This is a genomic window from Winogradskyella poriferorum (genome assembly GCF_036553625.1).
GTDB classification, from domain to species: domain Bacteria; phylum Bacteroidota; class Bacteroidia; order Flavobacteriales; family Flavobacteriaceae; genus Winogradskyella; species Winogradskyella poriferorum.
In genome coordinates this window covers 1,217,678-1,238,520 of the sequence record NZ_JAZHOU010000001.1, presented here as the reverse complement: position 1 = coordinate 1,238,520, position 20,843 = coordinate 1,217,678, and the positions used below count along the sequence as shown (strand labels likewise).

The following is a 20,843-nucleotide window of genomic DNA, read 5'->3' as shown; positions in this document are numbered from 1 at the left end:
GTGTTTTTAATGTTTTTGTATGAACAATTTAGTATTTACCTCATCAAAAGCAATTTCTATACCATCATTCAAATTGTCCATTAATTGTAATTCTTCGGTCAATGTCTCCGACTTAATATAATCTTCGTTAGAAGCGATTGCTGCTGCTACTTGTGCATCATTTTGCAACTGAACATCAATGCGGTCTGTAACTTCAAATCCAGAATCTTTACGTAAATTTTGAATACGGTTTACGAGCTCACGTGCAATACCTTCCTTACGCAATTCTTCTGTGATTGTAACATCTAAAGCCACCGTTAAAGCACCTTCATTTGCAACAAGCCATCCTTCAATATCTTGAGACGTAATTTCAACATCATCAAGTCCCAAATTAATGTTTTTTCCGTTAATTTCAACGTCTAAATTTCCGTTTTGCTCGATTTTTTTTATGTCTTCTGCCGAAAACGCACTTATTGCACTGGCTATCAACTTCATATCCTTACCAAAACGTGGCCCAAGTGCTTTAAAATTTGGTTTTATTTGTTTTACTAATATGTCCGAAGCGTCTTCTAAAAGCTCAATATTCTTAATATTAACTTCGTGTTTTATTAAATCTTCCACAGCTTTTATTTCTTCCTTTTGTTGTTGATTATCAATAGGAATCATAATTTTTTCAAGTGGCTGACGAACTTTGATTTTCTCTTTTGCTCTTAACGACAATACTAAAGAAGATATTGTCTGTGCATTTTCCATTTTGCGCTCTAATACTTTATCTATAGCACTTTCATCTGCTTTAGGAAACTCTGCTAAGTGCACACTCTCAAAACCTTCTTTTTGGGTAACTGCATTAAGGTCTAAATACAATCTATCCATAAAGAATGGCGCAATTGGCGCACCAAGCTTAGCGATGGTTTCCATACACGTATATAGCGTTTGGTATGCCGAAATTTTATCAGCTTGGTAATCACCTTTCCAGAAACGTCTTCTACTTAAACGCACATACCAGTTACTTAGATAATCTTGTGTAAAGTCTGAAATGGCTCTCGCAGCCTTTGTTGGCTCATACTCGGCATAATATTCATCTACCTTTTTGATTAAGGTATTTAATTCTGAAAGAATCCAACGGTCTAACTCCGGTCTTTCATTTAGAGGAATATCTGCTTCTTCATATTTAAAACCATCTAAATTGGTGTATAAACTGAAGAATGAATACGTATTATATAACGTTCCGAAGAACTTACGTTTTACCTCTTCTACACCTTCAATATCAAATTTTAAGTTGTCCCAAGGGTTGGCATTACTAATCATATACCAACGTGTAGCATCTGCACCGTGATTTGCTAGAGTTTCGAACGGATCTACAGCATTGCCTAAACGCTTAGACATTTTTTGCCCATTCTTATCTAAAACCAATCCGTTAGATACAACATTTTTGTATGCCACAGAATCGAAAACCATTGTTCCGATAGCGTGCAATGTATAGAACCAACCACGTGTTTGGTCTACACCTTCTGCAATAAAATCTGCAGGAAATGCTTCTTTCTTGTCAATGAAATCTTTGTTTTCAAACGGATAATGCCATTGCGCATAAGGCATAGAACCAGAATCGAACCAAACATCTATTAAGTCGCTTTCGCGTTTCATTGGTTTTCCTGAAGGTGATACTAAAACGATTTTATCAACTACGTTTTTATGCAGATCTATTTTTTCATAGTTTTCTTCAGACATATTACCGACTTCAAAATCGGCGAAAATATCTTCAGACATCACACCTGCTTCAACAGCTTTTGCAATTTCAGCTTTTAACTCTTCAACAGAACCTATGCATAATTGTTCTTTACCATCTTCAGTTCTCCAAATTGGTAATGGAATTCCCCAAAAACGTGAACGTGATAAGTTCCAATCGTTAGCATTAGCCAACCAATTACCAAAACGACCTTCACCTGTTGATTTAGGTTTCCAGTTTATGGTTGTATTTAACTCGTGCATTCTACCTTTTACGTCAGTTACTTTGATGAACCAAGAATCTAACGGATAGTATAGAATTGGCTTATCTGTTCTCCAACAATTTGGGTAGCTGTGCTTATATTTTTCAACCTTAAAGGCTTTGTTTTCTATTTTTAATTTAATGGCAAGTTCTACATCTACAGATTTCTCTGGTGCTTCGCCTTCATTGTAATATTCGTTCTTTACGTACTTACCTGCAAACTCGCCCATTTCTGGTCTAAATCGACCTTGTAAATCTACAAGTGGCACTAAATTTCCATTGTCGTCCTTAACCAACATTGGCGGAATTTCTGGTGTTGCTTGTTTTGCAACCAAGGCATCATCTGCACCAAAGGTTGGCGCTGTGTGTACAATACCTGTACCATCTTCAGTAGTAACAAAATCTCCAGAAATTACTCTAAAGGCATTTTCAGGATTATCGTTTGGCAACGCATAATCTAGCAGTTGTTCGTACTTAATGCCAACTAAATCTTTCCCTTTGAATTCTTTAACGACGTAGAACGGAATCTTTTTATCGCCTTCTTTGAATTCTATAAGTTCTGGCTTGGTTTCTACTTGCTTGTATTTTCCATCGAACTGTTTGCCGACAAGACTCTTTGCCAACACCACATTTATTGGTTTGAATGTGTATTGGTTGTATGTTTCAACTAAAACATAATCAATCTTTGGCCCAACCGTTAAAGCTGTGTTACTTGGCAACGTCCAAGGTGTAGTCGTCCAAGCTAAGAAATGAATATCGCCTTCATCTTGAAGGAAATCTGGTAATGTTTCCGCTATCGCTTTAAACTGTGCGACAACTGTTGTATCTGTAACGTCTTGATATGTTCCTGGTTGGTTAAGCTCGTGCGAACTTAAACCTGTACCTGCTTTTGGCGAATATGGCTGAATGGTGTAGCCTTTATACAACAAATTCTTATCATAAATCTGCTTTAACAACCACCAAACGCTCTCCATATATTTGGATTTGTAGGTAATATATGGGTCATCCATATCTACCCAATAGCCCATCTTTTTGGTAAGGTCGTTCCAAATATCTGTATAACGCATTACGGCTTTTTTACACGCTTCGTTGTATTCTTCAACCGTAATTTTAGTCCCAATATCTTCTTTGGTAATGCCTAATTCTTTTTCAACACCTAACTCTACTGGCAAACCGTGTGTATCCCAACCAGCTTTACGCTTCACTTGGAAACCTTTCATTGTTTTGTAACGTGGAAAGATGTCTTTAATAGCACGTGCTAGTACGTGGTGTACGCCTGGCAAACCGTTAGCAGAAGGTGGTCCTTCAAAAAACACGTAAGGTTCTTTGCCTTCTCTGGTAGTTACACTTTTTTCGAAGATATTATTAGCTTCCCAATAGCTGTTGATATCCTCAGCAACTTTTGGCAAGTTAAGTCCTTTATATTCAGGGAACTTTGTACTCATTATTCGCATTTCTTTTCGAGGTGCGAAATTAAGGATTTATGCGTAAATGATAGGTCTTAAACCAAAAAAAAGCTATCAGATTTGTCTCTGATAGCTTTTTTAATTAGTTCTTAGGGTGAAAAATTTACTTTACTATTACTTTTTCTGTAATTGTTTTATTTTCATCAGATAATTGAACAACATAAACACCACTCATGTAATTCATTGTACTTAACGTATTTTGAGTACTATATGCTTTTAAAGTTTGTGTTAAAATCTTACGTCCTTGGATATCAAACAAACTCAATTCTGTATTATTTGATATTAGACCTTTTATAATTATTTGATCTAAGGCATTATCACTGAGTATATCTATATTTTCTAAATTAGTTTCATTAACAGACAACACATTATTTTCAAACCTTAAGTAAAAGCGTCCTATACCTGATAAATCAGAATTAGGTGTAAATGTATAATCATTAGTATTTAACAAGGTAAAGGTATTTGTCTGAGCGTCCTCTAAATATACATTTGATGTAACATCAGAATCTACCATACTAATTGTTAACTGCTCTCCTTGAGCAGCATTAACACCCAATGGCACAATGGCATTATTAGAAACATCACTGTAACTAATAGCCTGTACAGCCATATTTTCACCGAGGTTGTCCTCAACTAACATTGAGTAGATTGAAAACGTTGATGACACTTCACCAAGGTGCGCTGCATCATATCCTACATCTAAACCTAAACTCGCATTGTTTGTGATATAAAAATCAGTAATAAATGCATCTGTATTTTTACTTAGTTTTATTCCTGTATGTGAAATTGTAGTCATTGTTCTTCCTGCAATAAAGTCGTCTGAAGAACCATTAGCTCTCATTGAAGGTGTAAAGGTTATATTTCCGCCACCTGTCTTTGAGGACACGAAGAAACCTTGACCTGGTGCAATTAATGCATTTGGATTTGCATCTGAATAACTTAAGTTCCAGATTTTCCAATTACTTCCATCACCATCATCTGCATCGTAACCATAAACACCGGCTGTTTGCGTTTCAAACTCAGACATATTAGCCGCTAAGAAATCTGCCAATTTGATATACGATGTATAAGGGTTACCTATAAGATTCCATCTTTGGTAAGCTGGTCCTGAATTTGCAATAGCAACGTCTGTTTGATCCGTCTTAGCTGATCCATTAAACGTAAATGTACTAGCATTTGTAGAGGCTGCTCTGTATCCACGAGCTGCTTCTAAATTAAGTACATCTGATGTAGAATAGGTAACATAAGCGCCTGTAGTTTTATCAAAATGACCAAACAGATATAATGTTTCTTCAGGATTCATAAGAATATTACTGTTATTAGCTGCAAAGTCGCTGAAGCTTTCACCATTAACAGGCGGAGCTATTAAATCATTACCGTTAGTGTTTGAATTAACAAAACGATGATACTTTAAATTACCCGTTACACTTCCTTCCACTAATAAACTTGCAAATTCATTTGAATCTGAGTTTAAAACAAACTCTCCATTATTAACAATATTACCGTTTACGGTAACTGAATTTGCTTTGTCGATATTTAATGTCGCACCAGATGCTACATGTACGTTATTTACGTTAATATCTGAAGTTACATTAAAAGTACCATCTAAAATAAAAATATCTTCTGTAGCGGTTAGGTTGCTCGGTGGATTTGGTGACCAAGTACTGCTACTATAAAGCAAGCCACTGAAGATATTGACTGTATAATCTTCATACTCACCACCATTATTTCCATCGTAGCTCATCGCACAAGGATCATTTGGTGTCCAATAAGTTCTTGAAGCTACACGCATACGTGTATTACCAGACAATGCTGATACAGGCACAGCAAAACTACCTGTAACTGTAGAATTATGAGGAAATAAATCATCACCTTCTGTGGTACCCCAAACACGCTCACCAGAATCTTCGAAATCTCCATCTTGATTAAAATCAATCCAAATACTGTGTCCTGACGTTTTGTTCCATGGATGCGTATTTACCAGTGTTATTTCAATATTAAAATTATCACCTGTTCTTAAGTTTGGAATTGTTAATCCATCATCTGTATGATCTGAATAACCATTTACATCGTCATTTTGATTACTTGAATTTGATAAAATATTGGTAAATCCAGAGTCACTAAGTTGAAAATTACTCATGTAAAAATCATCTGGATAATATGCAACTACAGGATCACAATAGTTGATTGCTGTTGTTGAAAAATTAGCTACTGAACTATAGGCTGATTCACCCGTACCACAGTCTGCATTAACTTGTAATTCATAAGTTGTAGAAAGTGTTAAACCAGAAATTACAATTGAATTTGTAAATGCTGTCTCTGTTATCCAAGAGGTTGACCCAACCTCTCTATATCTTACATTAAAAGTTACATCATTTATATCATCCCATGAAACGTTAGCCGTTGTTGTACTTGGAACAACATTTATGTTCGAAGGTACTGACAGTGTATTTACCGTAACATTTTGTGTTGCTGTATCTGTACTTGTTCCATCATCAAAAGTCCATGTAATGGTACCTGACTCACCAGGATTATATGTTACAGCATCTGTTGTTGTTGCTGTTACTTCCACACAAGCATTATTTATTAACGTTGGAGCTTCAACCGTAATACTGCAATTACTTACAATATCATCTAAAACTGGCGCAACAAATGGACTTGGTGATGCATTAGGTTGCACAGTAACTGTTGCTGTACATTTGCTTTCATTACCGTCATTATCTGTTACTGTTAAGGTAACTTCTGTTATTTCACCTACATCAGAACAGTCAAAAGTATCATCACTAATCTCTAATGAAGCAATACCTGCTGATCCACCTGTAGAACCATTATTAATATCTGAAGCTGTAATTGAAGCCGTACCATAAGAATCTAAAGTAACCGTTATATCTTGACAGCTTGCAACTGGCGGATTTGTAACTAAAGCTCCTACATATTCTATTTTGACAATCATACCAGGATTTGTAACAGACACACCACTCGTAGAAGAAGGTCCTGAAGTACCACCACCATTATCGGTAACAGCATAAATTGTTAATCCATCTGGTGAAACTGCCAAATCTCTATATCTATCGTTAGAAGAATGCCACTCATCATACACGTCGCCAACAACATCATCTCCGTTAGCAGAAAGTTTTGCTCTATAAATAGTACCTTTCTTTAAGGATGTTACTAGTAAAGATCTTCCCCATCCTGGAATATTTCCATTTTCATGTATATCTATACTTGATGGAGCAACGGTTGGCCATGTAAACCAACCACCTGAAGGATCTGTTGCAATAGTACTATTATACGTACCGATTGGTGGCTGAAAATTTGTTGGTACATCATTTGCTGTTGGATAAGACTCATATTCTGTTGCAGTTTCAGCTCCTGCCGGACAGTTATGATCGCTAAAAGAACCAGCATTACAACCACCTCCTAAAGAAGACCAGTTACAATAAGTATAAGCCATGTTATCATAATAACCTGCTATTTCTGGCCATCCGTAATTTTTTCCTTTTTCTACAACATTAATTTCATCATCTACTTTTGCACCATGCTCTGAATTAAAAAGTGTACCGTCGGCAGCAAAAATAATCCCTTGAGCATTTCTATGTCCATAAGTATAAACATGGCTTTGAACACCATCTAGAATTGGATTGTCTGACGGAATACTTCCATCTAAATTTAAGCGTAGCGTTTTCCCAGGATAATTATCATAATCTGTTGAAGATGTTGGTAAAACTTGAGATAAAATAGGGTCACAAGAATAATCGAACTGATTTGCTCCTTGATCTCCAATGGTATAATATAACTTTAAATCTGGTCCAATAATTAAACGGCCAGAGTTATGATCTGCACTACCAGGCAAGCCTTCTATTATTGTTCCGTTAGCGTCTAACGATGTATCTTCTGATAAGCTATTTGTATTATTATCATATACTAACCTTACAATTCTTAATTTAAGACCTCCATCGTTGTACGTATAAGCTGCATAAACGTAATTATTGGTTGTGGTCGTTATGTCTGAATACAATGCTGGATGTATTGCCATTCCCATAAGACCTCCTTGTTTAGCATTTGCCACTTTACTAGACAAATCTATCATCACGCTAGGCGAGCTTGTATAGCCATTAGGATCTACTCTAACTATTTTTTCACCAACCCTTTCAGTTACCCATAAATAATCATCTGGTCCGTATGTAATTTCCCAAGGATAATCCAAGGCATTGTCTGGAGTTATTTTAGTTGTATTCCAGTCTGAACCAGCCGTTGTAGCTGTTGGACTTGGCGAAAAAGCGGTTTGAGCTAATAAAACATTAGTACAGACAAGCCATATTAATAGTAAAGGTTTTTTCATTTTTATATTTTAGATTAAGAAGATTTTCAAAAGTTATTTAATAATTATTTTTTTTGTAATTACCACCTTGTTAGAGGTTGTCATTTTAACAACATATGTTCCTGTACTCAATTCCTCCAAATTATACTCTGAATACTCTGAATTAAAAGCCGTAGCTTTCTCATATACCAATTGACCAAGGGTGTTATATACCGTTATATTATCAATATCTAGTCTATTAGGATTTAAGACTATTATCTTATTATTATCTGAAGCAAATATTAATTTGACATTTTCAAGTTCTTCATCTGATAGCGTTAGTGTGCTTGAATTGTTTTGAAAAACAATATCGAATCGATTATTAAATTCACCTGATTCTGATGTAAACACATAAGCCTGATTAGACGTTAAGTCGTGATAATTATCGGTTAGATTATCTCTTAAATAAACGTCTTGATCTTCAGGAAAATCCTCAAAATCTGTTGCTTTTATTTCAAAGACGCCTTCGCTTCCTACAGATAGATGTAAGTCTATTATCTTATCTTGATTGATTTGGCTATAAGCCTGAATCATCATTAGTTCTTCATCTAACATTAAACTTAAATCTGTTGCGTAGGACTCAGTATTTCTTGAGTCATATCCATAATCATAGTCATCTGTTGTTTCTTCACTAAAACCAAGTAAAAGTTCACGTCTAAAATCATTACCGATTTGCGATTTGAACTCTAATCTTATTTTGCTCATAACATATTCGTCTTCGACAGATGAACTACTATCTGTACTTTGAGTAATACCTCTAAAAAACACAGATCCATTATTGTAGCTGCCATCTGCATCAGATTCTTTAATAAATACACGTTGCGAATTATTAAACTCTATATTACCATCAGCAATGACTTCTGTAATAAATCCTTGCCCAACTGGTAAATATCTTGTAGGTATTTTTGTTCCGTCTTGGTTTCCGTTGTTTGCACCTTCTATACCAACAAACTGATATGCTCTTACTGAACCTGTTTTATTTACGGTAGCATACCCTCCGTTATACTCATTTAAGATGTGTGATGATCCACTCCATTGTTGCCATAAATACAAAGTACCCTCTATAACACCAATGTTATCATCAATAAATTGATGTATGTCTAATGCACTTGGATAAGGGTTTCCTAATAAACAATCTGTTCTTGATACTGCTGGCACAGAGCCTAACCCTCCCGTATCTGTAACACTTATCAAAATTGTTCCATTATTTGGCTTTCCTTCAAAAGTATATTCCGTAAAAGCTCCTGTTCCTTTTTGAGTATAACCAACACCAGGAGACAACTGATAGTTCTCATCGAAAGATAGCCAATCATAATAAGTAACACCACTTATAAAAGAATAAAGCCAATACGTACTTACTTTTCCATTCTCATGGTAAGCAGAAGTAAATTCCAATGGATTTCCAAGAGCATCTTTTAATGTATTTAGGGCAAAAGATGAATTGTTAGCATTATGAGAGGATCCATTATTATCTGTTAGGGAGGTACTACTTTCCGCACCAACAGGTGATGCCCAATAATTGTAATAGTATTGGCTGATTACACCATCTTGTCTTCTAAAGATTTTTCCGGTAGACGAGCTTGTTAAATCGCTTTCTGTAGTCTGAATCAATTGTGAATCGCCCTCCAAATCTATAGTTCCATTTAATGCTAAATACCACGAGTTTGTTAATGCATTATCTCCACTTACGGTAAGAAGGTCATTTACAATTAGACCAAGGTTGCTATGAGATTCTGTAGTAGATATTTCGTTATCTATCTGAACTACACTCCATGATTTATTTGAGCTTACATCTTCTATATCCCAAACATCTCCGTGCTCCCAAGTGGCTTCGTCTGACCAATTACCGTCTTGTATGGTTTTATAAGGAAGTGGTGCTGTTTGAAAATAAATATTTTTAATGTTATAGAGTTTTGCACCTGTAAGGTCTAAAGACGGTGAGACTTTATTATCTGTAACATCATCCTTATAACCATCCATTTTAAAATATCTTACTAGGTTGCCTCCTATTGAACCTATATCTTTTGGCACAATCATTCCTTGATCAAAACCAAGAGCATCATTCAATTCCTGATAAACCATTTTCTGAAGTTCTTCATTAGAAAGGGCTATGTTAAAAACTCTAGCCTCATCTATTTCTCCTTTGAAATAAAGCTGCGAGCCAGTATTTAAAGGTTTCCTTCCTATTCTATATATAAAGTCTGGTGAGGAACTTAATACCGCACCTGTTTCTGATGCGTTAGAAGCTACTTCTTCACCGTTAATATATACTCTTAGTGTATCTCCTGAATCTAAACCATTATAGGTTACTGAAACATGCACCCACTCGTTTAAAGGAAGAGTCTCTGTTGTCGTTATCGTAGAACTTCCGTTTAGATACACCTGAACGCTTCTATTACCCAGAATAGATATGTAAAAATTGGTTTGTCCCATAATTACACCTTCTGTACTAAAATCACTATCTAATTTGACCCAAGCCATCTGTGAGACTTCGTTAATACCTTCAACAAGGTTAACCAATTCCTCAACATAGTCATTTCTACCATCAAAATACAAGCTGTAAGAGTCTTCAAGATCTCTTGGAGATCCAAAAACTGATTCATCCGTGTCAAAAGAACTTAAAAGCCCATCTTTGTCGGCATCTATTGAACCATCAATAACACCATCATTATCTGCATCAAGCGCAGTATAAATTGTAGTATCAATATCACTACCATTAGTTGTATCATTTAATGGGTCATTGCTGTCAACGTCTAAATAATCGGGAATTCCATCTCCATCTGTATCTACAGGATCTGGATATGTAAATGTACCATGATCATTGGTTGAAATTGTATCGACATCGTCATCATTATCATCCATTATAGAAAGAATACCATCACCATCAGGATCATCATTCTTAATATTTTCAACCGTATCTTGATAGTCTGTACCATCACCTATTCCATCTCCTGAAACGTCTATATCACCAAAACCATCATATTCAACATTATCAAAAATACCATCATTATCACTATCTAAATCTAAATAATCAGGGACTCCATCTCCATCACTATCTATAGGAACAAGAGATTCGTATGCATCGTGTACTCCATTTCCATTAGCATCTACCCATGGATTTGTTGTGTCATTGAAAACGGTAGCATCATAATTGTCATCAATTAGTCCAAGTTCTACAACATTAGGTATACCATCATTATCGTTATCTAAATCAATTGCATCCGCAACACCATCACCATCTAAATCGCATAATGTTTGCTTAACAAAAATATCATCAATAGCTAGATCATTTCCTAAACCACCTAAATTTGCGTTACTTAATTCTACTGTAAATTGTGTGTATGTAGTAGTAAAACTAGCTGAGACCTCTACCCAATCTCCTGCAGGACTTGTAGGTGGTATTTCACCTGAGGCTTGTGAAGCTATTACATTACCGTTAGGGTCATAAATGGTTATAATTACATTTGGTCGCTCTCGAGTAGCTAATTCTGTTGGGTCTATATCATCTCTGTCAATATTTATTGCGTAAAAACCAAATTCAATAGGAACATTTGCTGTAGCTCCTGTAATCATCTGACTATAAAAGACACCAGGATTTTCGTCTGCATTAAAAATTGCCATCCTACCATTAACATCTCCAGGTGTATGATCTTCACCAGCATACCAATAATCTTCTGCCCAATTTGAAATATCGGTATCGATACCATCTGCTACATCATCATCGTTTGTAATTGTATAATGAACAGTATAATCCCCATCATTAACACTTTCTGGATTAAAGGTTGATGGGCACGCAACGCCTGTTCCATCCTCATAACAATAGGTTGTGGTAACACCTGCATAGTTACCGTTAATTTGTACACGATTTGTACCTGCACCAAAGGTTTCATTAAGAAACACCAAATCTGTAGTTGTGGCATAAGGATAGGTTGTACAAGTATTAGTTTCTTCGGTATCAGTAATCCCGTCATTATCGTCATCTTCATCTATATTATCTGGCACCCCATCTCCATCAGTATCTGGGAAAGTCTGAGCGCCTTCTCCTTCAATTAAAAACGTAAATGGATTCTCGTCTGGATCATCAGATAATACAGAAACAGTACTTGAGATTGTTCCAATTGTAGATGGATTGAATGCTAAAACAAATGTTGTAGACTCATAAGGAGCTAAGACTGTAGATGCTGGTTGCTAACAACAGTAAAGTCGGCTGAGCCAGCAAGCGTTACATAAGGTGACGTTAAGGTTAAATCCAAAACACCATCATTTGTAATTTCGAAGGTTCTTTGTAATGCACCAGAGTTAATATCATATATACCAAAGTCTGTAAAGTTATTGGTTGAAGTGGTTACTGCACCAAAAGCAATACTATTTCCATTACCTAATAACTGAATATCTTGTGTTGTAGCATCATTCAGTATTTCAACTTGATAATCTTCGAATTCTTCAGGCTCAGCTCCATTACCACAAGGTTGGTTAGAAGAATAGTATCTTCTTGCTCCAACTCTCATTACCGTATTACCAAGTAATGCACCATTGGGTACTGTGAAGGTTAAATCTGTTAAACCTTCACCACCAATATCTCCAACTAATTCTCCAGCATCTAAAAATGATCCATTTTGATTATAATCAATATATATAGACCAACCCATATTACCTCCATTAACAGTTATAGACCCTGTGTAAGATGTATTTCTTGTAAAGTCTGCTGGCGTTAGATCTAAATAGCTTGCATAACCTCCATCATCTCCCGAAGTATTATTTATAGTATTAGTATCTCCCGCTATAGTAAAATTAGTTATGTAATGCGTACCACCAGAAACACTTGTTGGCTCACAATGCCCCAAGTTAACCACTACATTAACTGTAGCGGTATCACAATCGTTATTAGCATCGCATAAATTATATGTAAAGCTATCAGAGCCCATAAAATCTGCGTTTGGTATGTATTCAAAAACACCGTCAGAAACTTCAGTTACAGTTCCGTTTGTAGGTGCAGTATTCAGAGCATAGTCGTCTCCGTCAGTACCATCAGAAGTTCCAATATTGTCATTAGCACTTACATCTACCTGATTAGATACACCTGACGTACTATTTTTAATCACAGTAAGAGAATCATCTCTCGTAAAAGGGTCTAAAATAGTTGCACCCGTAATATTAAGAGTATAATCTTCAACTTCTGCTCTATATGTAAAATTACATGCATCTGATGACATCACACCTTCATTACCACTGCATGAGGAACAATATGAAGCCGCAATCCTTAAAACAGCGGAACCCGTTAACGCACCAAAATCAATAGTTATATTTCCAGTAAAGGTTTGCGAAGCGGTTCCGTTATTTACATAACCACCAGAGTCATATACTTCCACATAATTTCCTGTTCCATCATAATCAATCCAGAAACGCATTTTAAGGTCTCCCCAAGTTTCTTTGGTATTTGTAGCTGAAAACGCATATGTGTTTCCTGCCGTAACATCAACTGATAATGCTGTATGATCTGAGTATTGACCTTCGGCAACACTATTATTATTTATTGTAGAGGCAGCGTCACCTGTAATGGTGAAATTACTTATTCCAAAGTTATTCCAGTTTACCATCCCAGAAGGTGTACACTGTGCGTTGGTTTTAAAAAAAGTAAGAAAAGAGAACAGCAGAATAACTGTCCTTATATAGAAAATATAATTCTTTTTCATAGGCTAAGCGATTTAGTGAGGGATGAAACAAAAATATGTAATCGATTGTAATTTTAACACTTTAAGCCTTAGGAAAACACGTTAACCTGTTAATTTTTTCCGATTAAATACCTATTTCTGATTTTCAATAAATTTTTCGCAAAAAAACTCTGATTTATTGAGAATTACTCAACGAATAACACCTTTAATTTCAGACTTTTACCTAATTTTTAAAAAAATCATCGAAAATTAGCCTAGTAAATTGTAAAAACAGCCCTTTTTTCTCCTGAAACAAAAAGGTCGTTTACTTTACATAAACGACCTTCGATTTTAACTAATTGATTATAATTTTCTTACTAAGATTGAGATTGTTTTCCGTAATCAATTGAACGACATACACACCTGTACTTAAGTTTGGTAAATTAAACTCATTATAAGACTGGCTAGTTATATCTGAAAATGAATGCACTATTTTACCTGAAACATCTATAACATTTATACCCTTTAATTGTTCGGAATTTGGATTTAAAACCACAAGTCTTTCTCTACCACTAGAATAGTAAAGCTTTAATGACTGTAGTTCTTCATCTATTTGAGAGAGTGTATTTGATGGGTTTTGAAAAACTATTTCTAGACGATTGTTATACTCACCATTTTGAGTATAAAATTCGTAAGGTTGATCATTTCTTAAATCATAATACTCATTAGTAAGATTATCTCTTAAATATATTTCTTGATCTTCATCAAAATTTTCTAACTCAGTTAACTTTATAGTATAGTTATGATCTCCTGATGACCTCAATACTAGCGGAACAACTTTATCTACAGTAACTTCTGCAAACGCCTGTATAGCCATAAGCTCGCCGTCTAATACAGTTGCTAAATCAGAATCATTAAATCCAGCATTTTTAGCATCATATCCATAATCATAATCATCTGAGGTATCACTACTAAAACCAAGTAACAATTCTCTTCTGGTTTGTGGTCCGTCAACAGAATTAAACTCTAATCGCATTTTTTGCATAAGAGCTTCATTAGAGTTTACGGTTGTTTTTGCTATAGCTTCCGATGAGTTAGGGTTACCTCTAAAAAATACAGAACCCGAGTTGTATGAACCATCTGCATCCGATTCTTTAACAAATACACGTTGATTATTATTAAAAACAACATTACCATCTGCCACAATCTCTACAATAAAGCCTTGAGATACTGGCAGATATCGAGATGGTGTTTTGGTACCATCTTGGTTTCCATTAGAATCTCCTTCTACACCAACAAACTGATAAGCCCTTACAGCTCCAAGCTTATTAACTTGCGCATAACCTCCATTGTAGTCATTTAATATATGAGAACTTCCACTCCATTGTTGCCACAGTTGCAATGTACCATCTATAACACCTTCATTATCATTTATAAATCTATGGATATCTAATGCTGATGGATAAGGATTTCCTAACAAATAATCCGTTTTGGAAACTGCGGGAACTGAACCATCACCTCCAGAATCTACTACAGGAATTACTATAGTACCATTATTTGGTTTGCCTTCAAAAATATACTGCTGCTCTGAGTCCGCAACTCCGGTACCTTTTTGTGTATATCCTATACCAACTCCAATAGTATCATTTTCATTAAAGGATTGCCAATCGTAGTATGTCACTCCATTGATATACGTATACAACCAATATCTACTTATTTTTCCTGTTTGATTGTAAGAATTAGTAAATTGAAAACTAGAACCATCACCTTTTTTCAGCATATTTAATTTAAACCCTGAGTTATTTGAGTTATTGGTTTCTAAGTTATTATCTGAATATGCTGTAGCACTCATAGAACCAACAGGAGATGACCAATAGTTATACCAATAGGCACTTGAAGCTCCCTCTTGTCTTCTTTTTATTTTTCCGTTAGAAGATGTGACTAAATCACTTTTTATACTTTGAAGCAATTGTGAGTCTCCTTTTAGGTCTAATACCCCTTTGAGGCTAAGCAACCAAGTATTGTTTATTACATTATCCTCTTCAACATTTAAAATACCATTTTCATTAATTATTAAACCAGAACTTGTATATGACGCTGATAGGTTGATCTCATTATCTATTTCTACAATACTCCAATCTTTAACACTATTTAAATCTGTTATATCCCACACATCTCCGTGTGTCCAAGTATCTACAGAAGTCCAATCTCCATTTTGTATTGTACTATAAGGTAATGGCGCAGATTGATTACATAAATTTTTAATATTATAAATTACTGCACCAGAATTTACGTCTATAGAAGGTGTTACTTTATTATCTAAAATATCATCTTTAAAAGTATCCATTCTGTAATATCGAATAAGGTTGTTCCCAATATTATTAGCAGAAATATCTTTAGGTATTATTTTACCTCTATTAAAGTTTTGACTCTCATCTAATTCTTGATAGACAATCTTTTGAATTTCATCCTCTGATAAACTGGTATTAAAAACTCTAACCTCATCTATTTCCCCTTTAAAATACTGTTGTTGACCGGAGTCAAAAGGCTTTCTTCCTATTCTATAAGTATCTTCCGCAGAAACTGGAATGCTACCAGAAGCATTATTACCTGAAGCTACTTTTTCTCCGTTAATGTATATCTTTAGTCTTTCTTCTGAAGCCTCACCATCATAAACCGCAGTAACGTGCGTCCATTTATTATACTCAAGTTTTGCAGAAGAAGGTACTTGAATTTGAGCATTACTAAACATTTTTAGTCTAACTTTCCTAGAAGCATTCACAAAAACCCGAAAGTTTCTCTGACCCATAATTGCTCCTGTAGAACTAAAATCTTGGTCAATCTTCACCCATGCCATTTGCGTTACTTTAGTTAAACCTTCTACAACATTAGACGCTTCTTCTATGTAATCGTTTCGTCCATCAAAGCTTAAACTCAACGAGCCATTTTCTATGTCTCTTGGCGACCCAAAAACAGTACTGTTTGTATCAAAACTATCCAATATCCCATCTGCATCTGTATCGGTAGAACCATCTAACAAACCATCATTATTATCATCTAGATACCAATAAATAGTATTGCTAATATCGCTACCGTTAGAGATATTATTACTAGCATCGTTGCTAAATAAATCTAGATAGTCTGGTATGCCATCACCATCTGAATCTAAAGGAATCGAATAGCTTGAAGTTCCATGGTGACCTGTATTATTATCTAACAAATGAAGTATGCCATCTCCATCCTGATTATTATCTATTGTATCTGTAGAAGCATCAATGTAGTCTCTACCATCACCTGCTCCGTCTCCATTAACATCAATATCTCCTAAACCATCGTATTCTACAGAATCAAAAACACCATCATTATCACTATCTAAATCTAAATAATTTGGCACTCCATCTCCGTCAGAATCAATAGGGTTTACATTCTCGTATGCATCATGCACTCCATTTTGGTTAGTATCAGACCAAGGATTTGTTGAGTCGTTATAAACTGTAGCATCAAAATTATCATCTATAAGTCCTAATTCAACAACATTAGGAATACCGTCATTGTCATTATCTAGATCAAAAATATCTGCTACTCCATCACCATCTAAATCACACAAAGTTTGTTTTACAAAAATATCGTCTATAGCTAAGTCGTTTCCGATACCACCTAAATTAGCATTACTCAATTCTACAGTAAATTCAGAATAAGTAGTCGTAAAACTTGCACTTACTTCAACCCAATCTCCAGCAGGACTTGTTGGTTCTATTAAACCTGAAGTCTCTGAGGTTATAACATTTCCATTAGGGTCGTAAATCGTAATTACAACCTCTGGTCTAATTCTAGAAGTTACGTCTGGCGCATCATCTCTATCAATATTTATAGCATAAAATCCAAATTGAACAGGCACATTAGGTGTAGCACCAACAATAGACTGGCTATAAAATACACCTGGTTCTTCGGTTGCATTAAAAATTGCCATTCTACCATTAGTATCTCCTGGAGTATGATCCTCACCAGCATACCAATAATCTTCTGCCCAGCTTGCTATATCTACATCTATTCCATCATTCACATTATTATTATTAGTAATGGTATGGTGTACTGTATAATCTCCGTCATTAACACTTGTTGAATTATATGAAGAAGAACAAGAACCTGTGCCATCTTCGTAACAATACGATGTTGTTACACCAAAATAATTACCATTTATTTCTACTCTGTCTATACCAGCGCCAAATGTTTCATTTAAGAACATTACATCTGTTGTAGTAGACAAAGGGTTTGCATTGCACAAAGAGCTTTCTACACTATCTAAAACTCCATCGTTGTCATCATCTAAATCAACTATATTCGGAACACCATCTCCATCAGTATCTGGAAACGTGTTACGTCCCTCACCTTTTATCGTAAATGTAAATGGATTTTCATCAGGATCATTTGACTGAACAGACACTTCTGCAAAAACAACTGTTGTGGAAGATGGATCAAATTCTATAACGAAACTTGTAGATTCTCCATTAGCTAACACCACTTGTGATGGTTGACTAATTATAGAAAAGTCTGAAGATCCACTTATCGACACATACGGAGTAGTCAATGTTAAATCTGACTCACCTTCATTAGTAATTTCGAATACTCTTTGAATTGCACCTGAGTAAACATCGTAAGTTCCAAAGTCTGTAAAATTTGAATCAATAGTTGAGGTATCTCCATTAGAGATTGAATTGTTATTACCAAATAGAGCAATATCTGGATCACTTGATGAAGATGAAGACCCAAAATTTATTAGATAATCTTCTACCTCTCCATTTACCCACTGAAAATCACATGATGTAAAATTTGTATCACTTCCACCTCTTACAGCTACTCGCATTTTTGACAAAACCTCATCTGCTGTATTCGGTACAGGTATACTAATTGGCACGGTTACCGTTTTATTTCCACCAACATTATTTGTATCCTGAAATGTAAACAAGAATCTTTCTCCAGCATCCTCATAATCGTTATCAGAACTTTCATTAAAATTTAACCAAACTGCAACTGTATTGACATTTGTGTTCCATCCATTTAAAGTAACATTTATACTACCTGTTAAAGTTTCACCCGTAGGAATATCTGATGCCGCAATACCTGAATAATATGTGTAGCTTCCTGTAGAGCCAGAACTACTGTTATCAATTCCTGCTAAAGAAACATTTGAGATATAAAGTGTATTGTAATTATTAATATTGGCAGGTTCACAAAACAAAGGTGCTGTTTCGGTAGATGATCCACCACCTCCAACAAAATTAACGTCATAATCTTCCACCTCACCTGCTTCCCAACCATAATCACAAGATGTAAAGGATGTTCCGCTTCCTGTTCTCATGCCAACGCGCATTCTTGCCAGACCATTTTGAACATTAGAAGGAATAGGAATACTAATAGGTACAGTTATGTTTTTCTTTCCTCCAGTACTATTAGTATCTTGGAAAGTGAATAAGAAGCGCTCTCCACTATCTTCAAAATCATCATCTTCTTCATTAAAATTAAGCCAAATCACTACAGTATTAACATTTGTATTCCAGCCATCAATTTTCACTTTAACAGTACCTGTCAATGTTTCTCCTGCAGTTATGTCTGTCGGCGACACATTTGAATAATAATTATATGATCCGGTAGGGCCACCACTACTTTTATTAATCGTACCAATTGAAACATTAGAAATGTAGTTGGTATTGTAGTTATTAATATTTACTGGTGTGCAGTACTGAGCATTTAACTTTAGAAAGGTTAGGGCACAAAACAGCGACAATAACCAAACTAATTGATTTTTAGCAGTTTTCATAGGTCAAGATAATAGCAATAAGGATGAGATACTTGAGGGAGAGGACTATCCTTTTAATAAACAAAAAAATATAAATTCTTCAATTATGGGAACAATTATAGGAATAAAAAAGATGAAATTCTAATAAAATCGGCATTTTTTGTCGATAAAAAGCATTATTTATCCGATTAAGTGTTTTGTTTGTAGGAAAAATAAATCATAAAACACTACAAATCAGACTAATATATTTACTAAGTCTTCAATTTTAGATATTAACTGAATTTTTATAGACGTATGCTTTAAACTTATTTTATTGTATTTAGATACAAAAATTGTTGAAAAGCCCAATTTTTCAGCTTCAAGTATGCGTTGCTCCACACGTTGTACTGGTCTTATTTCGCCAGACAATCCAACTTCTGCTGCAAAACAATAATCGCTAGGCAAGGCTACATCTTCATTAGAAGACAAAATTGAAGCTACCACCGCTAAATCTATAGCTGGGTCATCAACAGAAATACCACCTGTAATATTTAAGAAAACATCTTTAGCACCCAGTCTAAAACCTGCACGTTTTTCTAAAACAGCCAATAGCATGTTTAATCGTTTGGCATTAAAACCAGTAGCTGATCTTTGTGGTGTACCATAAACTGCTGTACTCACCAAAGCCTGCACTTCTATCATTAAAGGTCTTAAACCTTCTAAAGTAGCAGCAATTGCATTACCAGATAATTCCCCATCTTTTTCTGAGATAAGTATTTCTGATGGGTTTGAAACCTCACGTAAACCAGAGCCTTGCATTTCGTAGATACCAAGTTCGTTTGTTGAACCAAACCTATTTTTATGAGCTCTCAAAATTCTAAACACATAATTTCTATCTCCTTCAAACTGCAAAACCGTATCTACCATATGCTCCAAAATCTTAGGACCAGCAATGTGCCCATCTTTGGTTATATGACCAATTAAGAGCACTGGAGTTGCTGTTTCTTTGGCAAACTTTATGAGTTCTGTAGTACATTCTTTTATTTGTGAAATGCTTCCTGCTGAGGATTCTATATAATCGCTATGTAAGGTTTGTATAGAATCTATAATCACCAAGTCTGGCTCTACAGCCTCTATTTGCTTGAAGATGTTTTGAGTTTTGGTTTCTGTAAGAATGTAACAGTTGTTCTCTTGAGGATTAATACGCTCTGCTCGCATTTTTATTTGTTTCTGGCTTTCTTCCCCAGAGACATAAAGGGTTTTATAAGGCAAGCTCAACGCTATTTGAAGCAACAATGTACTTTTACCAATGCCAGGCTCACCACCTAATAGCGTTAAGGACCCTTGTACCATCCCACCACCTAATACACGATTAAACTCTGCATCTTGCATGTTTAATCTTGCTTCTTGTGCTGTATCAATCTCATTAATCTTTAGTGGTTTTGACACTCGCTTTGAGGTTGATGAAGAAGCTGTTTTCCAGCTACTTTTTTCTGGTTTTTGAATGACTTCTTCTGCAATGGTATTCCACTCCTTACAAGAAGTACATTGTCCTTGCCACTTGGCATATTGTGCACCGCAGTTCTGACAAAAAAATGTTGTTTTAACTTTAGCCATTAAATTT

At 35.2% G+C, this 20,843-nt stretch carries 6 protein-coding genes; all 6 read right to left on the bottom strand.

All coding sequences use genetic code 11. The features are described 5' to 3' along the window. Positions 1-6: 6 nt before the first annotated feature. Entirely contained in the window at positions 7-3,411 is a 3,405-nt protein-coding gene (gene ileS, locus V1468_RS05525) for an isoleucine--tRNA ligase (RefSeq protein ID WP_331809227.1), read from the bottom strand. Between the two features lie 124 nt (positions 3,412-3,535). Further along, complete coding sequence (locus tag V1468_RS05520; RefSeq protein WP_331809226.1) at positions 3,536-7,774, bottom strand: PQQ-dependent sugar dehydrogenase; 4,239 nt, start codon at positions 7,772-7,774, stop codon at positions 3,536-3,538. 33 nt (positions 7,775-7,807) lie between these two features. Continuing rightward, positions 7,808-11,794, bottom strand: coding sequence for a LamG-like jellyroll fold domain-containing protein (locus tag V1468_RS05515; RefSeq protein ID WP_331809225.1), 3,987 nt, complete (start codon positions 11,792-11,794; stop codon positions 7,808-7,810). A gap of 164 nt (positions 11,795-11,958) precedes the next feature. Beyond that, positions 11,959-13,485: a GEVED domain-containing protein gene (locus tag V1468_RS05510; protein WP_331809224.1), complete on the bottom strand. Its 1,527-nt coding sequence runs from the start codon at positions 13,483-13,485 to the stop codon at positions 11,959-11,961. A 313-nt stretch (positions 13,486-13,798) separates the two neighbouring features. Beyond that, complete coding sequence (locus V1468_RS05505) at positions 13,799-19,261, bottom strand: LamG-like jellyroll fold domain-containing protein (protein ID WP_331809223.1); 5,463 nt, start codon at positions 19,259-19,261, stop codon at positions 13,799-13,801. A 213-nt stretch (positions 19,262-19,474) separates the two neighbouring features. Further along, positions 19,475-20,836, bottom strand: coding sequence for a DNA repair protein RadA (gene radA, locus V1468_RS05500; RefSeq protein WP_331809222.1), 1,362 nt, complete (start codon positions 20,834-20,836; stop codon positions 19,475-19,477). Positions 20,837-20,843 lie beyond the last annotated feature (7 nt).

Coding starts and splice junctions, on each gene's coding strand:
- ileS (WP_331809227.1), bottom strand. CDS start 3,411: ATGAGTACAAAGTTCCCTGAATATAAAGGACTTAACTTGCCAAAAGTT.
- V1468_RS05520 (WP_331809226.1), bottom strand. CDS start 7,774: ATGAAAAAACCTTTACTATTAATATGGCTTGTCTGTACTAATGTTTTA.
- V1468_RS05510 (WP_331809224.1), bottom strand. CDS start 13,485: ATGAAAAAGAATTATATTTTCTATATAAGGACAGTTATTCTGCTGTTC.
- V1468_RS05505 (WP_331809223.1), bottom strand. CDS start 19,261: ATGAAAACTGCTAAAAATCAATTAGTTTGGTTATTGTCGCTGTTTTGT.
- radA (WP_331809222.1), bottom strand. CDS start 20,836: ATGGCTAAAGTTAAAACAACATTTTTTTGTCAGAACTGCGGTGCACAA.